Origin of the sequence: Granulicella sp. L60 (genome assembly GCF_009765825.1) — a bacterium.
Lineage (GTDB): Bacteria > Acidobacteriota > Terriglobia > Terriglobales > Acidobacteriaceae > Edaphobacter.
Genome location: NZ_LMUR01000018.1, coordinates 1,604,416 through 1,621,682, shown reverse-complemented (window position 1 = coordinate 1,621,682; position 17,267 = coordinate 1,604,416). Strand labels below are relative to the sequence as shown.

Here is a 17,267-nt window from a genome sequence, read left to right as displayed (position 1 = left end):
GAGATGGTGATTTGCAGGGTTTTTGCGAAATTGTGGTGGAACTGCGTGGTTTTTGGTGGTGAGTTGTGGTGATTTCGGTGGTGGGTCGTGGTGATCTGCATGGTGTGTTTTAAGAGCAGAAAAATGTGACAGGTTTCGGGATTTATTTTTGGGTAAAAAAGAACCGCCGGCGAAGAGGAGTTCTCTTCGCCGGCGGGTTGGGTTGGGATTGCGGTTGGGTTAGAACAACACTTTGAGAGCGAACTGGTACTGCCGTGGGTTGTAGCCCGGGTCGGTCTGCGAGATGGTTCCGAAGGCCGAGTTACCGAACTGCTGGTTGCCCGTGTTGTTGTTTCCGATGAAGAAGTTAGGCGTGTTGGAGATGTTGAACGTCTCGATACGGAACTGGACGGTTGCACGTTCGGTAACCGGGAAGTTCTTGAAGAGAGAGAGATCGACGTCGCGGTAGTGTGGCCCGAACATCGAGTTGCGCGGAGTGCTTCCGATGGTTCCGAGAGCTTGCGGAGCGAAGGCTGACGTATCGAAGAACTCCGTCAGGGTCTTGTGACCGAGGCGAGGATCCTTGATGGTGTCGGGGCGATCGTTGCCGCCGGCGTTTTGCGGGACGGCACGGTTGCTGTATCCGTACTGCTTGGGGGTTGGGTCAGCGGGACCGAAGTCGAACGGATTATCGGCACCGGATCCAGTCTGGTCGATCGAGAAGACCTTTCCGGACTGCCAGACGGCGATGATGTTTGTCTGCCATCCTGAGACCAAGACCTTCTTGATGCCGGTGAACTCCTTGCCGTACTGCAGCTCGTAGTTCAGCGACAGAGCAAAGCGGTTTTGAATGTCCGTATCCGTATTGCCGTATTCGACTGCGCGGATGTTGGTTGGAAGAGCGTTGCTCCAACCCTGATCGCCTTGCTGGGAGAAGGTGCTGGTATCAGAGAGCCCCTTAGCCCAGGTGTAGTTCGCATCGAATGCCAGCCCCTTGGTAAAGCGGCGCTGGAAGGAGGTCTGCAAGGCGCTGTAGTTTGAGACACCTTCTGTGGCGAGATAGCTGACGTTGTTAAGGTTCGGCAGATTCCCGTTCGCTGCGAGCGGACGTAGACCACCGACTGGGTTCTGGGCGCTGCCTACGGGAAACAGTGGATTGTAGGGCAGGGCCTGGTTGATGTTGTTGATGGACTCCGGCAGGTGCTGGCCGATGTTGCCGACGTAGCCAATGATGAAGACGTTCGCTCCAACCTGCTGCTCAATCTGCAGGTTGAACTGCTGGATGAGAGCGCTCTTGAAGTTGACCTGATCCGCTGTGAACGACAGGCCATTGATCGAAGAGAGGTTCCCAATCTGAGCTGCGGTGAAGGGGGTAGGAGGCAGAATGCCCTGGCTCAGGTTGCCGTTTTGGCCCTGTGCTGCGCAATCGCCGTTCTGGCCTGCAGGGAGAGTTCCACCGTTTTGAGCGATTTCAATCTGAACTGCGAGGCTGGATTGGCAGGACGGAGCGTTGGACGAGGTGAATGGGACGTTCTTCAGATCGCCGTTCGAGGTGTAGTTGTCGGGGAAGTAGCTGAGTCCGTAGCCGCCGCGAATGACGGTGGTGGGGCTCGCCGAGTATGCGAAGCCAACGCGCGGAGCTACGTTGTTGTACTGCGTTGGGATTCCGGTTGTGGAGCTGACGCCATTGACCCCGGCGATCTTCAGAGCGCTCGATACTGTTCCAGGTGTGTCTGAGAGAGCCTGCAGGTAATCAAAGTTTGAGATGCGGTTATGAGCTTCGGTGAAGGGTGTGAAGATGTCGTACCGAAGACCGTAGATGAGGGTCATCTTGGAGGTCAGCTTCCAGCTGTCCTGTGCGAAGACGCTTGGCTCCCAGCTGCGGTAGTCAGGCGGCGTGAAGTTGAAGGCACGCTGCTGCTGGCTGAACGCACCGAGAAGAGTGGAGGCGAGCTGGTAGCCCTGCTGCGTCAGTTGATCGGAGTTGGAGTCGGATTGAATGCCGAAGTTGTAGGCACCCACAGCAGATGCGCTTTGAACGTTGCGAGCCTGGCGGCGGATCAAGCCTGCTCCGAATTTGATGTTGTGGTTGCCCTTGGTCCAGCTAACGGTACCGGCGTACTGAAAGCTGTTGTCGATGTCCTGAAGGGGGACATAGGCACCGTCGCCGAGATCGGAGAACGGTCCAATGGCAAAGGGGGTAAGAGAGTTTGCGAAGGGGCTGAAGCTGGTCTGGCTCGCGGGGAAACCGACTGTCTGATCGGCGCCTTTGCCATAGTTGAGCGGCAGCGACAGGTTGTTGATGCGCGTGAAGCCTGCCCTGAGGTCCATGAGGAGTCCAGGGGTGAAGATGTGGGTGTAACCCAGTTCGTACTGTTGGGCGATATCGGTGGCCGGGCCGTCGAAGTCATATCTTCCGCCGCTGATCTGGAGACCGTTTTGCGTTCCGAGGCCGGGCGGGGTGAAGGTATCGACGGTGTTGTAGGCGAAGCGTGCAAAGATCAGGTTCTTATCGTTGATCCTGTGATCGATGCGGGCGTCGTAGGTGTTGGAGTTCTGAGTTTTGCTGGGACTGGTGATGTAGTTGTTTGAGAGATTGGTGTTCGTTGGCGCAGGGAACAGCAACAGGTAGTTGAGAGCGACCTGATTGATGGGAGCGCCTGCAGCGAAGGCCTGAGCCGTGCCGTTAGCGGTTGAGAGCAACGACTGGGGGTTGGTGTGAATGGCGTTATATTCAGCGAGTGTTGGTACGGTCTTGGTGTAGGTGACGCCAGAGACCTGACGGAATCCTTCGTAGTCGAAGTAGAAGAAGGTTCTGTCGCGGAAGATGGGTCCGCCGATGCTGGCGCCGTACTGATTCTGACGGAGCTCAGGCTTGCCGCCGGTGCTCTGGAAGAAGTTGCGGGCATCGAAGATGTCGTTGCGGAAGTACTCGTAGGCCGATCCGTGGAAGGCGTTCGTGCCAGAGCGGGTGACAACGTTGATGACGCCGCCAGCGGTACGACCGGCTTCCGGCGCATAGCTGTTGGTCTCGATCGTGATCTCCTGGATGCCTTCGACGTTCGGCTTTACTCCGATGGATCCGATGACACGTTCGTTGTCGTCGATACCGTCGACGACCCAGTTGTTGAGGGACTCGTCCTGTCCGTTGACGGAGAGGCCGGCGGCGTTGGTGCGGCGATCGTCTGGACGGCCACCGCTGGAGAGCGAGTTACCTGCACCTGGGTTGGCACCGGGTACGAGGGCTACGAGCTGAACGAAGTTACGACCGTTCAAAGGAAGATCCTGCACGGCCTTCGCGGTGACGGTTGAGCTGACGGTAGCGCTGTCTGCCTGAAGCAGCGGGGTGGTTGCCGTTACTTCGACGACGGTGGACTCTGCACCGAGCTGGAGGTGGACGTCGTTGCGGGCGCGGTCGCCTGCTTCAACGGAGAGGTCCTTGGTGACGGAGAGTTCGAAGCCGCCGGCTTTGACCGAGACGGAGTAGTGGCCGACGGGAAGGATGTTGAAGCTGTAGTCGCCGGAGCTGTTGGTGGTGGTGGTGCGCTTCTCGTTGGTGCCGGTGTTGGTGAGGACGACTGCGGCGTTGGGAACGACGGCGCCGGTTGCGTCGGTGACGGTGCCGAGGATGTCGGCGGTGGTGAGCTGGCCGAAGGCGGCCGAGGTGAAGAGAAGCAGAAGCGCGCAGATGACGAGCGGCTGCCTCCATGCTTGGGCGATGTAGCGTCCGCACTGGCCAAGGCGGTTGAGACGATTGCTTGATTTATGGTTCATGACTTTCCTCGATACTGGTTGTGTGGGTCGTTTAAAAGTTCAGGGCTCTCCCCGGTCTTTAGCGCAGGCGTCTGCGTAGAGACAGAGAGGCTGAGTAGATTTTTTTAACTGGAAGATGCCCATTCTTTGCTGGGCTGAGATTTGCCTTTACCCCACACCGAGTTAAAACGTTTGAATAGGGAACGATACGTATATCTCTCCCGGCTGAGGATATTGCGGGATTGGGGTGAGCCTTGTCAAACAATTTCTTGCGAGGAAAATGCGAACTAGATCGTTTTAGTAAAGGGGTCTGACCACTTTCGTGGCGGCAAGGCGCTTTTGAGAGTTCCCTTGTATAGACAGGCGGTTTTATGGGGTTTCAGGATGGCGGAGGTGCGGGATTGGTCCGACAAACTGCACGTAACTTTCGGAGTTCCCATAAAGGGAATTTAGGAGGGTCGACAGTGTTCGGGACGCTGGAGGGCTTCACGAGTGCATCTCGGTTGTGGTGGTGGCGGGAAGAGTTTCTGATTGCGTCGGGAGGTGGGGAGGTACGTGTGCAGCGATCAGTTAGAGGGGTTGAAGGTTGCCAGCAGGCGCTCGCGAACGAAGACGATGTGTTCGCGCATGGCGAGGCGTGCTTCCTTTTTATTTTCGTCTTTGAGGGCCTGGAAGATCTTCATGTGGGCAACGGGAGCGGTGGTGGCGGAGAGCTCGTATGACTTGGAACGGCAGAGCAGGCTCTTTTGCTGCACGTTTTCGAGGACGCGGGAGAGCTCTGCGTTGCCGGTGGCGGCGGTGATGAGGGCGTGAAAGCGCAGATCCTCTTCGATGTGGGCTAGCTTGTTGCCGAGCTTGAGGTGCTTCTTGGTGCGGGTGATGCTGGCGGAGAGGTCGCTGAGGAGCTTGGGGGTGATGGTGGCGGTGTCGATGGAGTGGACCTCGAGCATCTCGCGGAGTTCGTAGAGGTCGCGGATCTCCTTGGCGGAGAACTGGCGGACGTAGGCGCCGCGGCGGGATTCGATGCAGACGAGGCCCTCGGCTTCGAGGCGGTTGAGTGCCTCGCGGACCGGGGATTTGCTGATTCCGAGCTGCGTCGCGAGGGATTCTTCGGTGAGTCGAGAGAGTTCGCCAAGTGTTCCGTCCAGCACATTTTGCTTAATGCTGCGATAGGTGAGTTCAGTGAGATTTGGTATTTTCGCCAGCTTGATCATGATTGGGGTTGGTCTCGTGGATTTTACACGAATGCGGTTTATAGCCAACTCGCGTGGTTACTGAGACGGGGTTGCGGAGGGCGAAGTTTCGATTGCGGGGAGCGCCCTGGTTAGCGTCGTGCGATGTAGCCGACCTCCATCGATCGGCCGGAGAGAACGCGGTGGTAGGTGAAGTTTGCGGGGATCTGGGAGACGAGGTAGGTGTCGAGCAGGATGAGGCTGGGGGTGGAGGTGACTGCGGCGTCGAAGGTTTGGGGTTGGAAGAGGTATTTGTCGGTGGGTGTGCCTAGGGGAACGGGCTGTGGCTGGACTTGCTGGACGGGGCGGTGGGCGTAGAAGACGCTGGTGGCGATGGAGCGGGCGTCGCCCTCCCACCAGACGAGAAGGGGGCCGGACGTGGGTTGCGGCTGGCGGGAGACGGCGCGGAGGAGCTGGATGGACTCCTTTTCGGCGGAGACGATGTTGGGGCCGACGCGGGCTTCGTGGAGGTGGCTTCGGGGATGGGCGGTGAGGAGGGCGCTGGCGATGCTGAGGAAGAGAGCGGCGACGGCTGTGGTGGTCCAGAAGGTGGTGGGGGATTGCGGGCGGCGGTGCTGGAGTTGGCGGAGTTGGTCCGAGAGGTAGACGGCAGTGAGGAGTGCGAGGGCGGGGTAGGCGGGGGCGATGTAGTGGGGCAGGCGGGTTTGGGCGATGGAGAAGAGGGTGATTGTGATGATGGCGAAGATGGACCAGGCGCGGAGTTGTCGGCGGCGGAGCCCGTTGAAGAGGGCGAAGGGGTATAGGAGAGCGAAGGGTGCGGCGGAGATGAGGATTACCCAGAGGTAAAACCACCAGTGGGTGATGTGGTTTTCTATCTGGTGGGTGGCACGGGTGAGGACGTGGAAGCCGAGGTACTCGGAGACGAAGGCTGCGCCGTAGAGGTGGAAGAGGTACAGGTGCCAGGGAAGGACGGCGAGGAGGAAGAGGGCGAGTCCCTGCCAGAAGTGTTTGCCGAAGCGGATTGGGTTTCGGCGATCGATAGTTCTTTCGGCGGCTAATTCGACGGCGATGAAGACGGGGATGGTGAGGACGAGGACGAGGCTGGCTGCGCCCTTGGTCATGATGGCGATGGCGAGGCCGGCCCAGAGGAGATACCAGCCTTTGAGGTTGCGCTGTTGTACGGCGGTGAGTCCGCAGAGGGCGATGCAGCAGCCGAGGGAGAGCAGGACGTCCGTTTCGCCGACGCGGCAGACGTGGAGGAAGCCGAAGGTGCCGAGGAGAAGGAGCGTGCTGATCCAGGCGGCTAAGGTGTCTTTCTGGCGGATGAGCCAGTGGTGAAGCAGGGCGACGATGGCGACGCCGGAGAGGGCAGAGCCGGCGCGAGCCCAGAAGTCGGTGACACCGAAGAGCTTGAAGAAGATGGCCGTGATCCAGAGCATGAGCGGCGGCTTCTCGAACCAGGGTTGGTAGTTCCAGTGGGGGACGAGGGCGTTGCCGGATAGCATCTCGCGGGAGACCTCGGCGTAGATGCCTTCGTCCCAATTGGTGAGGGACTTATGGCCTAGGAGGGGTAAGAGCACGACGCAGGCTAGTGAGGTCGCGAGGAGGGTCGAGATGGTTCGGCGGTGGGCTGGGGTGGATGGGAGTCGGGTTTTGGGTGGCGAGTGTTGCATGAGGAGAGGTCAGCTTCCGGGGTGGTACTGGCGGGCGGTGTGGCCCTTGAGGTCGGAGGGGTAGAAGTAGACGTCGCGGAGATTGCCGGTACTGTAGCGCAGGGCCTGATCGTTGAAGTGAGGCGAGGATGGGTCTCCGCTCTCGCCGCCTGCGGTGACGGCTTTGGCGCGGACCTTGTCGCCGAACTCGACGACGGCGACGAAGCTGTTTCCGCTGGTGCCGTACCACTTCTTCGTGCCGGGATAGGGGCGTGCGCCGAAGGAGGCGAGCGAACCCCAGAGCGAGGAGGTGAAGCCGACGGGGATGCTGGGGGCAGCGTCGTTGAAGGGCTGGACGATGTCTCCGGTGATGCGCTGGTAGCGATTGATCTCGCCCCATGGGGTCTTCCATGTGCCGAAGTCGGCGGTGAGGCGGTCGGAGGAGGTGACCAGGGAGTTGAGAAGGGCTTGTCGAGGGACGCTGGCGGCGATGTAGTTTTCTACGAGGACGCCTGCTTTTTTGGCGTTGTCGAACTCGAGGCGGCGGATGTCTTCGCCCCAGGTGACGGCGAGGGATGTAGGGATGGAGGAGGTGCTCCAGCGGGTGTCCCAGGTGCGGAGGGTGGCGATCTGGCCGGCGAGCTTTGCTTTGAGCGGATCGGTAGCGGGAAGGTCGTCCCATGCTTTGAGGAGGGCGGGGATGGTCTTCTCGAACCAGGGGAGGTAGCTGTCGTAGGCTGCGGTGATGAGGGAGTCGAGGGTGAAGTCTTTTTTGTCCTGCAGGACTCTGACGGCGTGGAGGCCGCGGGCGGTTTCGGTTCCGGTTTCGACGTAGGCGGGGAAGTCTTCGCTGCGGAGGCTGCTGGCGCCAGCGCCGGACCAGGGCCAGTTATTGCTGTTGTAGAGCCAGCCGCTCTCGGGGTTGTGAAGCTGGGGGAGCTCGTCGATGTTGAGGAGGCCGTGCCAGTCGGTGTCGGGGTTGCTGCCGTCTACGGGTTTGGTGAAGTCGAAGCGGGTGTTGCGGCGAGGGATGAAGTTGCCGTGGAAGTAGGCGATGTCGCCGTCGACGTCGGCGAAGATGGTGTTGTTGGAGGAGTTTGCTTTGAGCTCAAGAGTCTGCCGGTAGGAGGTGTAGTCCTTGGCCTTGGTGCGGATGTAGGACTGGGTGAGGGCTTTGATGGGCTCCTGCATGAGCTGGATGCTGACCCATCGGTCGTTCTCTTTGCGGATGATGGGGCCGTGAGAGGTGTAGAAGACGGTGAAGGTTTTTTCGGCCGGGCCGTGATCGGTCTTGTAGGGTACGGTGATTTGTTTGGAGGTGAGGGGGCGCTGTTCGTCTCCGTATTTGTAGAAGAAGCTGTCGCCTTTTTTGACGACGGCTTCGAGGTACTCGTCGACTGCGTCGACTCCGCTGGAGGTGTGCATCCAGCCGACGTGCTCGTTGAAGCCCTGGTAGACGAAGAACTGACCCCAGGTGACGGCGCCGTAGGCATCGAGGCCTTGGTCGCTGACCATCTGGAGTTCGGAGCGGAAGAAGAAGGAGGTGTGGGGGTTGATGAGCAGGAGGGCGTGGTGGTCGCGGGTGTTGGAGGGGGCGATGGCCATGCCGTTGGAGCCGGTGGGTTCGGGTGGGTCGCTGTCGTGGACGAAGGCTGTCTGGATTTGCGGCGCCGCGGAGTTGTCTGCGGCGAGGATGGGGGGATTGCTGTAGAAGGCTTCGAGTTGAGCGAGGTTTACGCGCTCGATGTCGCCGCCGATGCTGCCCTCGGTGAAGGAGAGCGCCATCCACGGCTCGAAGTGGCGGATGACGCGGGGCTTTACGGCGGGGTGTTTGTAGAGGTAGAAGTTGAGGCCGTCGGCGAAGGCGTTCATCAGGGCTTGTAGCCAGGCGGGGCTGGCGGCGTATTGCTGTTGGAGCTGGGCGGGATCGATGAAGAGTTTCATGCGCAGGTCTTGGTAGACCTTTGATTCGCCCTCGGTCTCGGCGAGTCGACCCATTGCGTTGAGGTAGTTGGTTTCGATGCGGTTGAAGTCGTCCTCGGCCTGAGCGTACTCCATGCCGAAGACTGCGTCGGCATCGGTTTTGCCGTGGATGTGGGCGATGCCCCAGTCGTCGCGGAGGATGGTGACGTTGGCGGATTCGTGTTGCCAGCGGGAGAGCTCGGAGTTATTCGCTGCGTGAAGCAGGGGCGCGGAGGAGCAGAGGATCGCAAGAGCAAGAAGAGAGGGCTGCAGGGAACGGCGGGGCTTCATGGCTGCTTCTCTCCGTGGACGGTCTGGAGTGGTGCCGACTGGGTTGCGCAGTCTGCGATGAATTTAGTTTACGGGTGTGTCGGCGTCGCGGCTGGTGTGTAGTCGGCTCGAACGGTGAGGATCTCGTATGGCTTGATGTCGAGCGAGATCGTACCGTCTTTGAGGTCGGCTGGAGCTTCGGCTTTTTCCATGAGATTGGTGGCCGTGGCGGTGGTTGATCCGTTGGGTATGCGCAAATGCACGGTGGCGGGTTGACCCGCCCACTCATAGAAGCGGAAGAGGAGGGCGTTGGAGTCTTCGGCTTTTTTGACTGCGGAGATGATAACGTTCTCAGGCTGGATGCTGGCGAAGGAGAGGCTCTGCGGCATTGCGCCGGTGTGTGAGGCGACTTGTACGGCGGTCATGGGGTCGTTGAGCTCGTAGCCGCGATGGATGGTGAGGGCGTGCTTCCAGTCGCCGGTGTGGGGATAGAGCGCGTACGTGAAGCGCTGGATGCCGCGGTCGGCGTTGGGGTCGGGCCAGGTGGTGGAGCGGAGGAGCGAGAGGCGAAGGACGTTGCCGGCGGCGTCGTAGCCGTACTTCGCTTTGTTGAGGAGGCTGAAGCCGTGCTGGGCGTCGCCGAGATCGGCCCAGCGCTGGGCGGGGACTTCGAAGCGGGCGGTCTCCCAGGAGTTGTTGCGTGTGGTCGGACGCTGGATGGTGCCGAAGGGGATCTCGTAGGTTGCGTTGGGCGAGGAGGCGGCGAGGGGGAAGGCGGCTTTGAGCAGAACGTGGGTCTCGTGCCAGTCGACGATGTTGTTGATCTCTACCTGGTCGGAGTCGGCGTAGAGGACGATGTCCTGGGTGAACTTCGAGCTCTGCCAGGTGCGCTGGATGCGGATGGTGCTGCGGAGTGCGCCGGACTCGATGAGTTTGACGGAGTCGACGGAGGTGATGGTGGTGAAGTGGTCGAGGGTACCGGGGTCGATGTTCCAGGCGTCGTAGTCTTTGGGCTTGTCGATGAAGGTCTGGAGCTGGTTGCCGCAGGCGCCGGGGGCGAGGCTCTCGTAGCTGGATTGCTTGAGGAAGATGCTTTGGATGCAGCCGTTGGATGGATCGATGGAGACGCGGAGATTGTGGTTTTCGAGTGTGAGGTTGTGGGCATGGAGATCGGTTGGGGCGTGGCGGGGGCCGGCGGCGACGTGGAGGAGTTTGTAGCCGAGCGAGGGGACGTCGTGCACGTCTACCAGGAGCTTGTAAGTGTGGTTTGCAGGATCGCTCTCGAGGATTTGGGATGGCTGCAGCGAGTTGTTGGCGTCGAGGACTTCGACTCCGGCGGGACTCCTTGATGAGAGTTGGACGTTTATCTCTACGAGGCCGGAGCGCTGCCAGCCAAGGGGATTGAAGACGAGGACGGGGACGCCGGTGGGGACGACGGTGTTGATATTGGCGGCGACGGCTTGAAGTGAGGAGGTGCTGATGCCGCCAGCGATGCGGCGGACTTGGCGGTAGTCGTCTTCGGCTTCTTTATAGATGGTGGCGATGCCGGAGCCGGCTGCGAGATCGTGAAACTGGTTGAAGGTAATCTTCTTCCATGCTTCGGTGAGATCGTCGCCGGGGTAGGTTTTGCCCTGGAGCCAGGCGAAGGAGGCGTAGCGTTCGGCGTCGAGTGTAACGACTTCGCTCTCGCGCATGTTTCGTTTATGCCCGGCTTGCGTGGTGTAGATGCCGCGGTGGTATTCGAAGTAGAGCTCGTCGTTCCAGGTGGGGACGTGGATGGCGCCCTCGGAGGGTAGGGATGGGGATTTGTAACCGTCGGCGATCGAGGCGTAGTTCCAGCGGGGAGAGTCCTGATCGAGCTTCTTTTCCACGCTGGAGAAGAAGTCCTGCGCGAGGGTGAAGCGCATGGCGGGGGCGACCTGTCCGGGTTTGGACCAGGCTTCTCCTTCGTCGAGGACCATGCGTGTGGGGCCGCCGCCGTGGTCGCCTATGCCGTAGAGATCCATCGATTCACGGAGGCCGGGCGCGAGCTTGGCTTGATGGACGGCGTCACGCGAGACACGGACGGGGTCGAGGTCGGTGTGAACGTAGTCGGTGGGAAAGTAGGTGAGGACTTTGCTGCCGTCGGGAGACTGCCACCAGAAGAGGCTGAAGGGAAGCTGATGGGTGTCGTTCCAGTGCATCTTCTGCGTAACGAAGTAGTCGACGCCGGAGCGCTTGTAGATCTGTGGGAGCTGCCAGTTGTAGCCGAAGGAGTCTGGGTTCCAGCCGATGCGGATGTCTTTTCCGTACTCCTTCGCGTAGAAGCGCTTTCCTAGAAGGAGTTGACGGACGAGGGATTCTCCGTCGGGAAGATTGAGATCGGGCTCGACCCACATGCCACCGACGAGTTCCCAGCGGCCTTCGTCTACACGTTTCTTGATGTCGTCGTTGATGGCGGGATACTTCTCTGTCAGCCAATCGTTGTAGGCGGCGGCCGATTGCGTGAACTTGTAGTCCGGGTACTCGCGCATGAGTTGGAGCGCGGTGGAGTAGGTGCGCTTGACGGCATCGACGGATTCGGTCCAGGGCCAGAGCCATGCTGCGTCGATATGGGAGTTGCCGACCATGTCGATCGACATCTGATGCAGCACGGGCTGGAGGGTCTGGAGAGCGGTCTGCGCACGATTGAGAGAGGCGTCGAAGGCTGTCTGGTCGCCGGAGTCTAGCGCGTGGAGGTCGACGAGTTCGAGGTCGTGGTCCAGCTCGCTGAAGCGGCTGGGAGCCAGGAGTGGCAGAAGCTCCGCGGCGGAGGCGGCTTGCTTGCGAAACTGCTCTGGGTTGGGACGGTTGGTTGCGGGCTCTACATTGAGTGTGATTCGAGAGATCTCTCGGGTGCCGGCGGTGGGAAGAAGTTTGACGGCGACCACGATTTTTTCGCCGGGTTTGGCGTCGTCGAAGAGGACGATGGATTCAAGGTCTTCGCCCATGGCGGCACGACGGCCGTTGAGATAGATGATCTCGGTGACGGGGCCGTCGGCTCCAACTTTAAACTGAAATGAGATTCTGGAGCCGGTGAGATTGTAACCGTGGAAGTTCTTCGGCACCTCGATGGTGCGGCGAAACCACTCCGTCTCGCTGGGGAGTCGTTTTTGGATCGGAGCTACTGCCCACGCTGAGTCGTCGAAGTTGATCTCTTCGGCGTGCGGCGCGTCGGAGGAGCTGTACTTCCATTGGCCAGCGGGGAGAATTCGCAGATCGTCGAGCCGGCTGAGGACTGCTTGGGACTGTAGGGAGAGTTGGCCGGTCGGGGAGGGGACTGGCTGAGCCAGCAGAGGCGAGGAGAGAACGGATGATAACCATACGGCTTTCCAAACGTAAGACCTGAACGAGCTGCCAACTTCTTGCGACATAATCTCTCCCTGACTCTGATCGTCTCCAATGCTAATGCATTAGCCTATCGTTGAACGACCCATGCGGGAAGACGACGTGCTTCGATTGCCAGAAGACTACTTCGATACCAGGGCGGAGGGTCGCGTGCTGGGTCGTTTGAGAGCGGGCAGGAGCGGCTTTATCTCGCCATCGTTCGGTGCGGGAGTGAGGCCGAGCAACTGAGCGATGAAGTCGTAGACATCGACGTTAGGGAAGCTTGGCAGCTTCGTTCCGGGGCGTATGTCGGGGCCGTTGACTACGAAGAGGGCTTTCATCTCGGGCATGCGGGTCACGTCGTATCCGTGCTCACCGACGGGAGGTTTGCGGGAGTTATCGTGGGCGCGGAAGATGTAGGGACCGTTGGGCACGATGACCGGGTCGCCCTCGCGCGGGTTTTCGTTGAAGTGGAGATAGGAAGGCACATCGGCGCGGCGGTAGACGGTGAAGCGTGGATCGGGGTGGGCTCGAAAGCTCTCGTAGGCTTTGGCGGCGTCGGCGGCGGTCTCGGGATAGAGAAAGGCTCCGTCGGTCTTGAAGTGCGAGAGGTCGGCGTAGGCATCGAGTGTGATCCAGTCGCCTTGTACTTTGATCATGCCGTGATCGGCGAGGATGATGAGGTCGATGGGCAGATGGGTGGCATCGAGCTTCTGCTTGAGATCGCCCATGAGGGTGTCGACGTGGTGGACCTGCTCCTTTTCCTCATCGGAGTCGGGGCCGTAGTTGTGTCCGGCGTGATCGGTGTTGCTGTAGTAGAGGGTGATGAAGTGCGGGCGCTCCGTCGGGGGGAGCTTGAGCCATGCGATGACCTGGTCGATTCGTTTTTCGTCATCGAACTTGTCGTCGAAGTGGACGTACTCATCGGGACGCTCACCGGCGATCATCGCCTCAGATCCTGGCCAGAAGAAGGATGCGGCGCGCATTCCCTGCTCTTCGGCGAGCGACCAGAGCGGGGTTCCGCTGTACCAGGTGCCGTCTAGATTGGTCTTCGTGTCTTTGTAAGAGTAGCTGGCGTTGCGTGCAGGGTCGTAGAAGGTGTTGCCCACAAGGCCGTGATGCTCTGGGTAGAGGCCGGTGATGATTGTGAAGTGATTGGGGAAGGTGACGGAGGGATAGGACGGGAGCATGCCTTCGGTGGCGGTGGCTCCGGTGCTTGCGAGGTTAGCTATGTTTGGCGCGCCCCACTCCTGCGGGTAGTTGTAACGGAAGCCATCGAGCGATACGAGCACGACGTAGTGCTTCTTCTGCTGTAGCGCCGAGTTAGGAGGGCCGCCGACATCGACGATCTTTGCGGTGTCGGGATCTGGCGGCGGAGTGGACTGGGATGTCACGGCATGTGGGATGAAGAGAGCGGCGCAAAGGCATGAGGCCGAGATGAGATGCCGGACGGACAAAGAATGCTCCTTGGTAGATTGCATTGGCGAGCCTGGAGATTAGACGGGTTTATGAAAGGCATAGACGCAGCGTCTGCATAATCTTTTATTTGTGAGCTGGAACCAGGCTATGTGTCAGATGCAGCATTAGGTGCAGAGCAAAAAAAGGCGACAGCCGAAGCTGCCGCCTTTTGGTTTCAGTGAAATGGTTAGAAGGAGAATTTGGCTGCGAGTTCCAACTGTCTTGGTGTGTACAGGAAACCACTATTGTTCGAGCTGGTAACTGCACCGAAGGCGGTTGTACCAGTTTGACCGTACTGATAGGTCGCAGTGCCGGTTGTTGTGCCGGTGGACTGGAGTTGGTAGCCGGTTGTGCTGATGCCGTCGACGTTCTGATGGTTGGCGATGTTGAAGGCGTTCGCTATCAGCTGAAGGCGATATCTCTCAGTGATAGCAAACTGCTTCTCCAAACGAAGATCGTCGACGATCTTTCTTGGATATTGGAAGGTGTTGCGTCCGACCTGCGGGATGTAGGTCGAACCGGAGGCTCCATTCCAATCGCTCAGAACGGCGTTGCCTGCGAAGCCAGAGACGGTCTCCGTGTAGGGTAGGCCATTCTGCATCTGGAAGGAGTTATCGAGCTTCCAGTCATTGATCAGATACTTCAGCCAGCTATCGCGACTTAGATTGGGGAAGCTGTAGAGAGCATATCCAACGAAGCGGTTAGGTACGTTGTAGGCGGAGTTGCCGTAGTTGGCACGGGGATTCCCGTAGGGGTCGTACCAGTTATTCCCGGAGACTGTGGTCGTCGCATTCTGCGCGTAGTCCAGAGCGTGAGACCAGGTGTAGTTGGCGTCGAACTGGATGCTGCGGAAGGTGTTGTTTTTGATCTCAAATACAACGGCGTGGTAGCTCGAGTTGATGTTGCTGGTCACTTCGGTGATTGCCTGATACTTCGTAGCTACAGCGCCGAACAGAGCGGTGTTGCCGTAACTGCTGTAGGTTGGAACTATGAAGGAGGCACCGTTCCGCAACGGTCCTTTGTTGGAAGGATCGATGGCGGTGATGGTTACAGGCGTCGTTACGGGGTTCAGGTTCAGGTCGAGGAAGTTCGGCAGTTCCCTGCCCAACGCACCCATGTAATAGACCTGAAAGACGGTGTTCCTGCCGAGATCCTGCTGGATCTGCAGATCGAACTCGTGCACCATCGGGTTCTGCAGATTGGAAGCGAGATAGTAGGAGCTTGGCGTAGGAGCAGCGCCGGTAGAACCGACGATATTTGGGAACTGGGGTGCGCCTGCCGCGTTTGGCTTGTAGGTGGTGGTGTACTGTCCGTTCGGGCTGCCAGTATCCAGGAGCACGTTCAGGAGAACACCGTTGGTGATGCGTCCGTAGTACATGCCGTAGCCGCCGCGCAGCACGGTTTTGCCGGTGCCGTAGAGGTCGTACGAGAAGCCGAGACGGGGGCCGACGTTGTTCTTGTCGCTTGGATTATTCGTAAGCCCAGGATACGGAGTGAAGTTTGCAGTTGCAGACGTGAGGTTCGCGACCGTGGAGGGGAGAGCTTCGTAGTCGTATCGAACGCCAAGTTGCAGCGTCAGGCGTGGGGTGAGCTTCCAGTTGTCCTGGGCGAAGACGCCGTAGTCAAAGGTGTTGATCGCAAAGACAGGCGACCCGAAGCCCTGAACGAACGAGGAATAGCAGGGAAAGGCGCCGACGCCGGTAGCACTGCTGGTCGCCGCGGAAAGAGCACTGCTGTTACATGTATTGCCCTTACCATCCTTTGAGTTCAACAGATCGTTGATGTAGTTGCTGACGTAGCCGTAGGTAATGTAGCCGTTGCTTTCGTAGGTGTTATTGATGAGGTCGTTGTTATGGACCGTGTCGACACCGAACTTGAAGCTGTGGTTGCCCTTGCTGTAGTAGAGGGTGTCTCCGATCTGCCACTTCCGTTCGTCTGGAAGAGCTTTGCGATAGGAGTAGTACGGAGAACCCAGGAAGAACGCGGACGATGTGGCCAGTGCGATCTCGGGAACATTGCCGCCTGCGCCGACAAGGTTGCCGAGCGTGTAGGCGCTGTAGGGCTGCTGACTCTCGTCGTTCAACTCCCGGCCATACTGGTAGAGCAGCTCGTTACTTATATTCGACTTGATGAGGCTGGTGAGCTTGGTGACACCGTAGTCCAGCTTAACGAAGTCGTTGCCCCAGGTGTCGACGGCATAGTTGTCTGTGGGGGTGGTTTGAACGCCCCCGGGTGAGTCCCAACGAAGCCGGTGGTAGAGGACGCTGACGTGCTCTTTCGGGGTGATCTGATAGTCGATCTTCGGAGTGTTGATCTCCTGATAACCGGCGCGAGGAACGGTTCCGAGGTCTGACAAGAGACCGAGAATGCCGTTTGTGTAGGCGGATGCCGCGGCTGCATAGCTAATCCCCTGGCGGGCGGCCAAGGTGCAAGTCTGGCTGTCGAGAGTGTAGTTGGAGTTGGTCGAAGCGCTGCCTGAGAGGAAGCCGTTGGCCAGGTTACAGGTAGGATTGCCCACGATGGACGCCAGGGTCGTATCCGGCTGCGCGAAGAAGGCGCTTGGCTTGTTCGGGACTGCAGAGCCAGGGAAGATGCGGGAGTGCTGATCGTAGGTGTAGATCCAGAACAGCTTGTCCTTGATGAGCGCGCCGCCTACGGTGAAGCCATAGATCTTGCGCAGATCTTTTGGTTTGAGCGGGGTGGTGAGGAAGCTTGTGGGTATGGTCGCGCCGTTCGCGAAGACCGGGGTGGTGATGGTGGAGAAGTCGTTGAACGCGGCCCAGTTGCTTTGCCGGTCGTAGAAGTACAGCTCGCCGTGGAGCTGATTGGTGCCGCTTCGCGTGACGGAGTTGATGACTCCTCCGGCTGCTCGGCCATATTCTGCCGCATAGACACCGGAGTTGACTGCAAACTCGCGGACTGCGTTCTCAGAGGTGGAATACGCCTCGCGCGTGCGTCCGCGCTCTTCTGCGTAGTAGGCCTGGTTGTCGTCGGCACCATCAATTTCGATGTTGTTGAGGATCGGGCTGATGCCACGGATACTTACCAGACCGAAGCCGTTCGAGTCCGATACAACGCCAGGGGTGGTCATGGCAAGGCTTGACCAGCGGCGGTTGTTGACTGGAAGGTTGTCCAAAGCACTTTTGTTGAGAACAGAGGACAGATCCGGGGATTCGAAGTTCAGGATCGGTGTATCCGCTGTTACTTCTACTATCTGCGCTGCTCCGCCTGCGGCGAGACGAGGCGCCACGGTAGAAAGTTGACCAACCTGCACGATGACATTCTCTGCCTTGTATTGGCTGAAGCCTCCAGCCGATACTGTAACGGTGTAAGTGCCGGGCTCCAGAAGGGGAGCTTTAAAGTAGCCGCTGTCATCTGCGGTTAGGGTAATCTCGGCGTTGGTGCCATTGTTGTGGATGGTTACGGTGGCCTTCGAGACGATCGCATCGGTTGTGTCGAATACTGTTCCGCCGATGGCGCCCTGCGTGCTTGACTGCGCAAGCATTGGGCCGACACACAGGCAGAGCACGGTGGCAAGCAGCGCGATCTTACTCAATATGTTTGTCATTCTGTTCTCCTCAAATGGGTGACGTCCACAAAACGCATGAGATCCGTTACAGATTCAATTGTTCGCGTGAACTACCTATGTTTGGTC

General features: G+C 59.2%; 7 protein-coding genes. All 7 read right to left on the bottom strand.

Going from position 1 to position 17,267, the window contains the following annotated elements; genetic code table 11:
* Nucleotides 1-219: 219 nt before the first annotated feature.
* The 7 genes from GSQ82_RS17000 to GSQ82_RS16970 all read right to left on the bottom strand — a co-directional run bounded on the left by GSQ82_RS17000 (nt 220) and on the right by GSQ82_RS16970 (nt 17,180).
* Nucleotides 220-3,753: a TonB-dependent receptor gene (locus GSQ82_RS17000; RefSeq protein WP_158793366.1), complete on the bottom strand. Its 3,534-nt coding sequence runs from the start codon at nt 3,751-3,753 to the stop codon at nt 220-222.
* Nucleotides 3,754-4,298: 545 nt separating this feature from the next.
* Nucleotides 4,299-4,946, bottom strand: coding sequence for a GntR family transcriptional regulator (locus tag GSQ82_RS16995; RefSeq protein ID WP_158793365.1), 648 nt, complete (start codon nt 4,944-4,946; stop codon nt 4,299-4,301).
* A 110-nt stretch (nt 4,947-5,056) separates the two neighbouring features.
* Nucleotides 5,057-6,598 carry a glycosyltransferase family 39 protein gene (locus tag GSQ82_RS16990; protein ID WP_158793364.1) on the bottom strand — a complete coding sequence of 514 codons (1,542 nt, stop codon included), beginning with the start codon at nt 6,596-6,598 and terminating at the stop codon, nt 5,057-5,059.
* Between the two features lie 9 nt (nt 6,599-6,607).
* Nucleotides 6,608-8,830: a penicillin acylase family protein gene (locus GSQ82_RS16985; RefSeq protein ID WP_158793363.1), complete on the bottom strand. Its 2,223-nt coding sequence runs from the start codon at nt 8,828-8,830 to the stop codon at nt 6,608-6,610.
* A 68-nt stretch (nt 8,831-8,898) separates the two neighbouring features.
* Nucleotides 8,899-12,201 (bottom strand): glycoside hydrolase family 38 C-terminal domain-containing protein, encoded by a 3,303-nt coding sequence (locus tag GSQ82_RS16980; protein WP_158793362.1) that lies wholly within the window; start codon nt 12,199-12,201, stop codon nt 8,899-8,901.
* A gap of 96 nt (nt 12,202-12,297) precedes the next feature.
* On the bottom strand, nt 12,298-13,611 hold the full coding sequence (locus tag GSQ82_RS16975) for an ectonucleotide pyrophosphatase/phosphodiesterase (RefSeq protein ID WP_254061701.1): 1,314 nt from the start codon (nt 13,609-13,611) through the stop codon (nt 12,298-12,300).
* Nucleotides 13,612-13,799: 188 nt separating this feature from the next.
* Nucleotides 13,800-17,180, bottom strand: coding sequence for a carboxypeptidase-like regulatory domain-containing protein (locus tag GSQ82_RS16970; RefSeq protein WP_158793360.1), 3,381 nt, complete (start codon nt 17,178-17,180; stop codon nt 13,800-13,802).
* Between the last annotated feature and the right edge of the window lie 87 nt (nt 17,181-17,267).

What these genes read in the sequence shown, in the direction of transcription:
- GSQ82_RS17000 (WP_158793366.1), bottom strand. Translation starts at nt 3,753, where the DNA reads ATGAACCATAAATCAAGCAATCGTCTCAACCGCCTTGGCCAGTGCGGA.
- GSQ82_RS16995 (WP_158793365.1), bottom strand. Translation starts at nt 4,946, where the DNA reads ATGATCAAGCTGGCGAAAATACCAAATCTCACTGAACTCACCTATCGC.
- GSQ82_RS16990 (WP_158793364.1), bottom strand. Translation starts at nt 6,598, where the DNA reads ATGCAACACTCGCCACCCAAAACCCGACTCCCATCCACCCCAGCCCAC.
- GSQ82_RS16985 (WP_158793363.1), bottom strand. Translation starts at nt 8,830, where the DNA reads ATGAAGCCCCGCCGTTCCCTGCAGCCCTCTCTTCTTGCTCTTGCGATC.
- GSQ82_RS16980 (WP_158793362.1), bottom strand. Translation starts at nt 12,201, where the DNA reads ATGTCGCAAGAAGTTGGCAGCTCGTTCAGGTCTTACGTTTGGAAAGCC.
- GSQ82_RS16970 (WP_158793360.1), bottom strand. Translation starts at nt 17,180, where the DNA reads ATGACAAACATATTGAGTAAGATCGCGCTGCTTGCCACCGTGCTCTGC.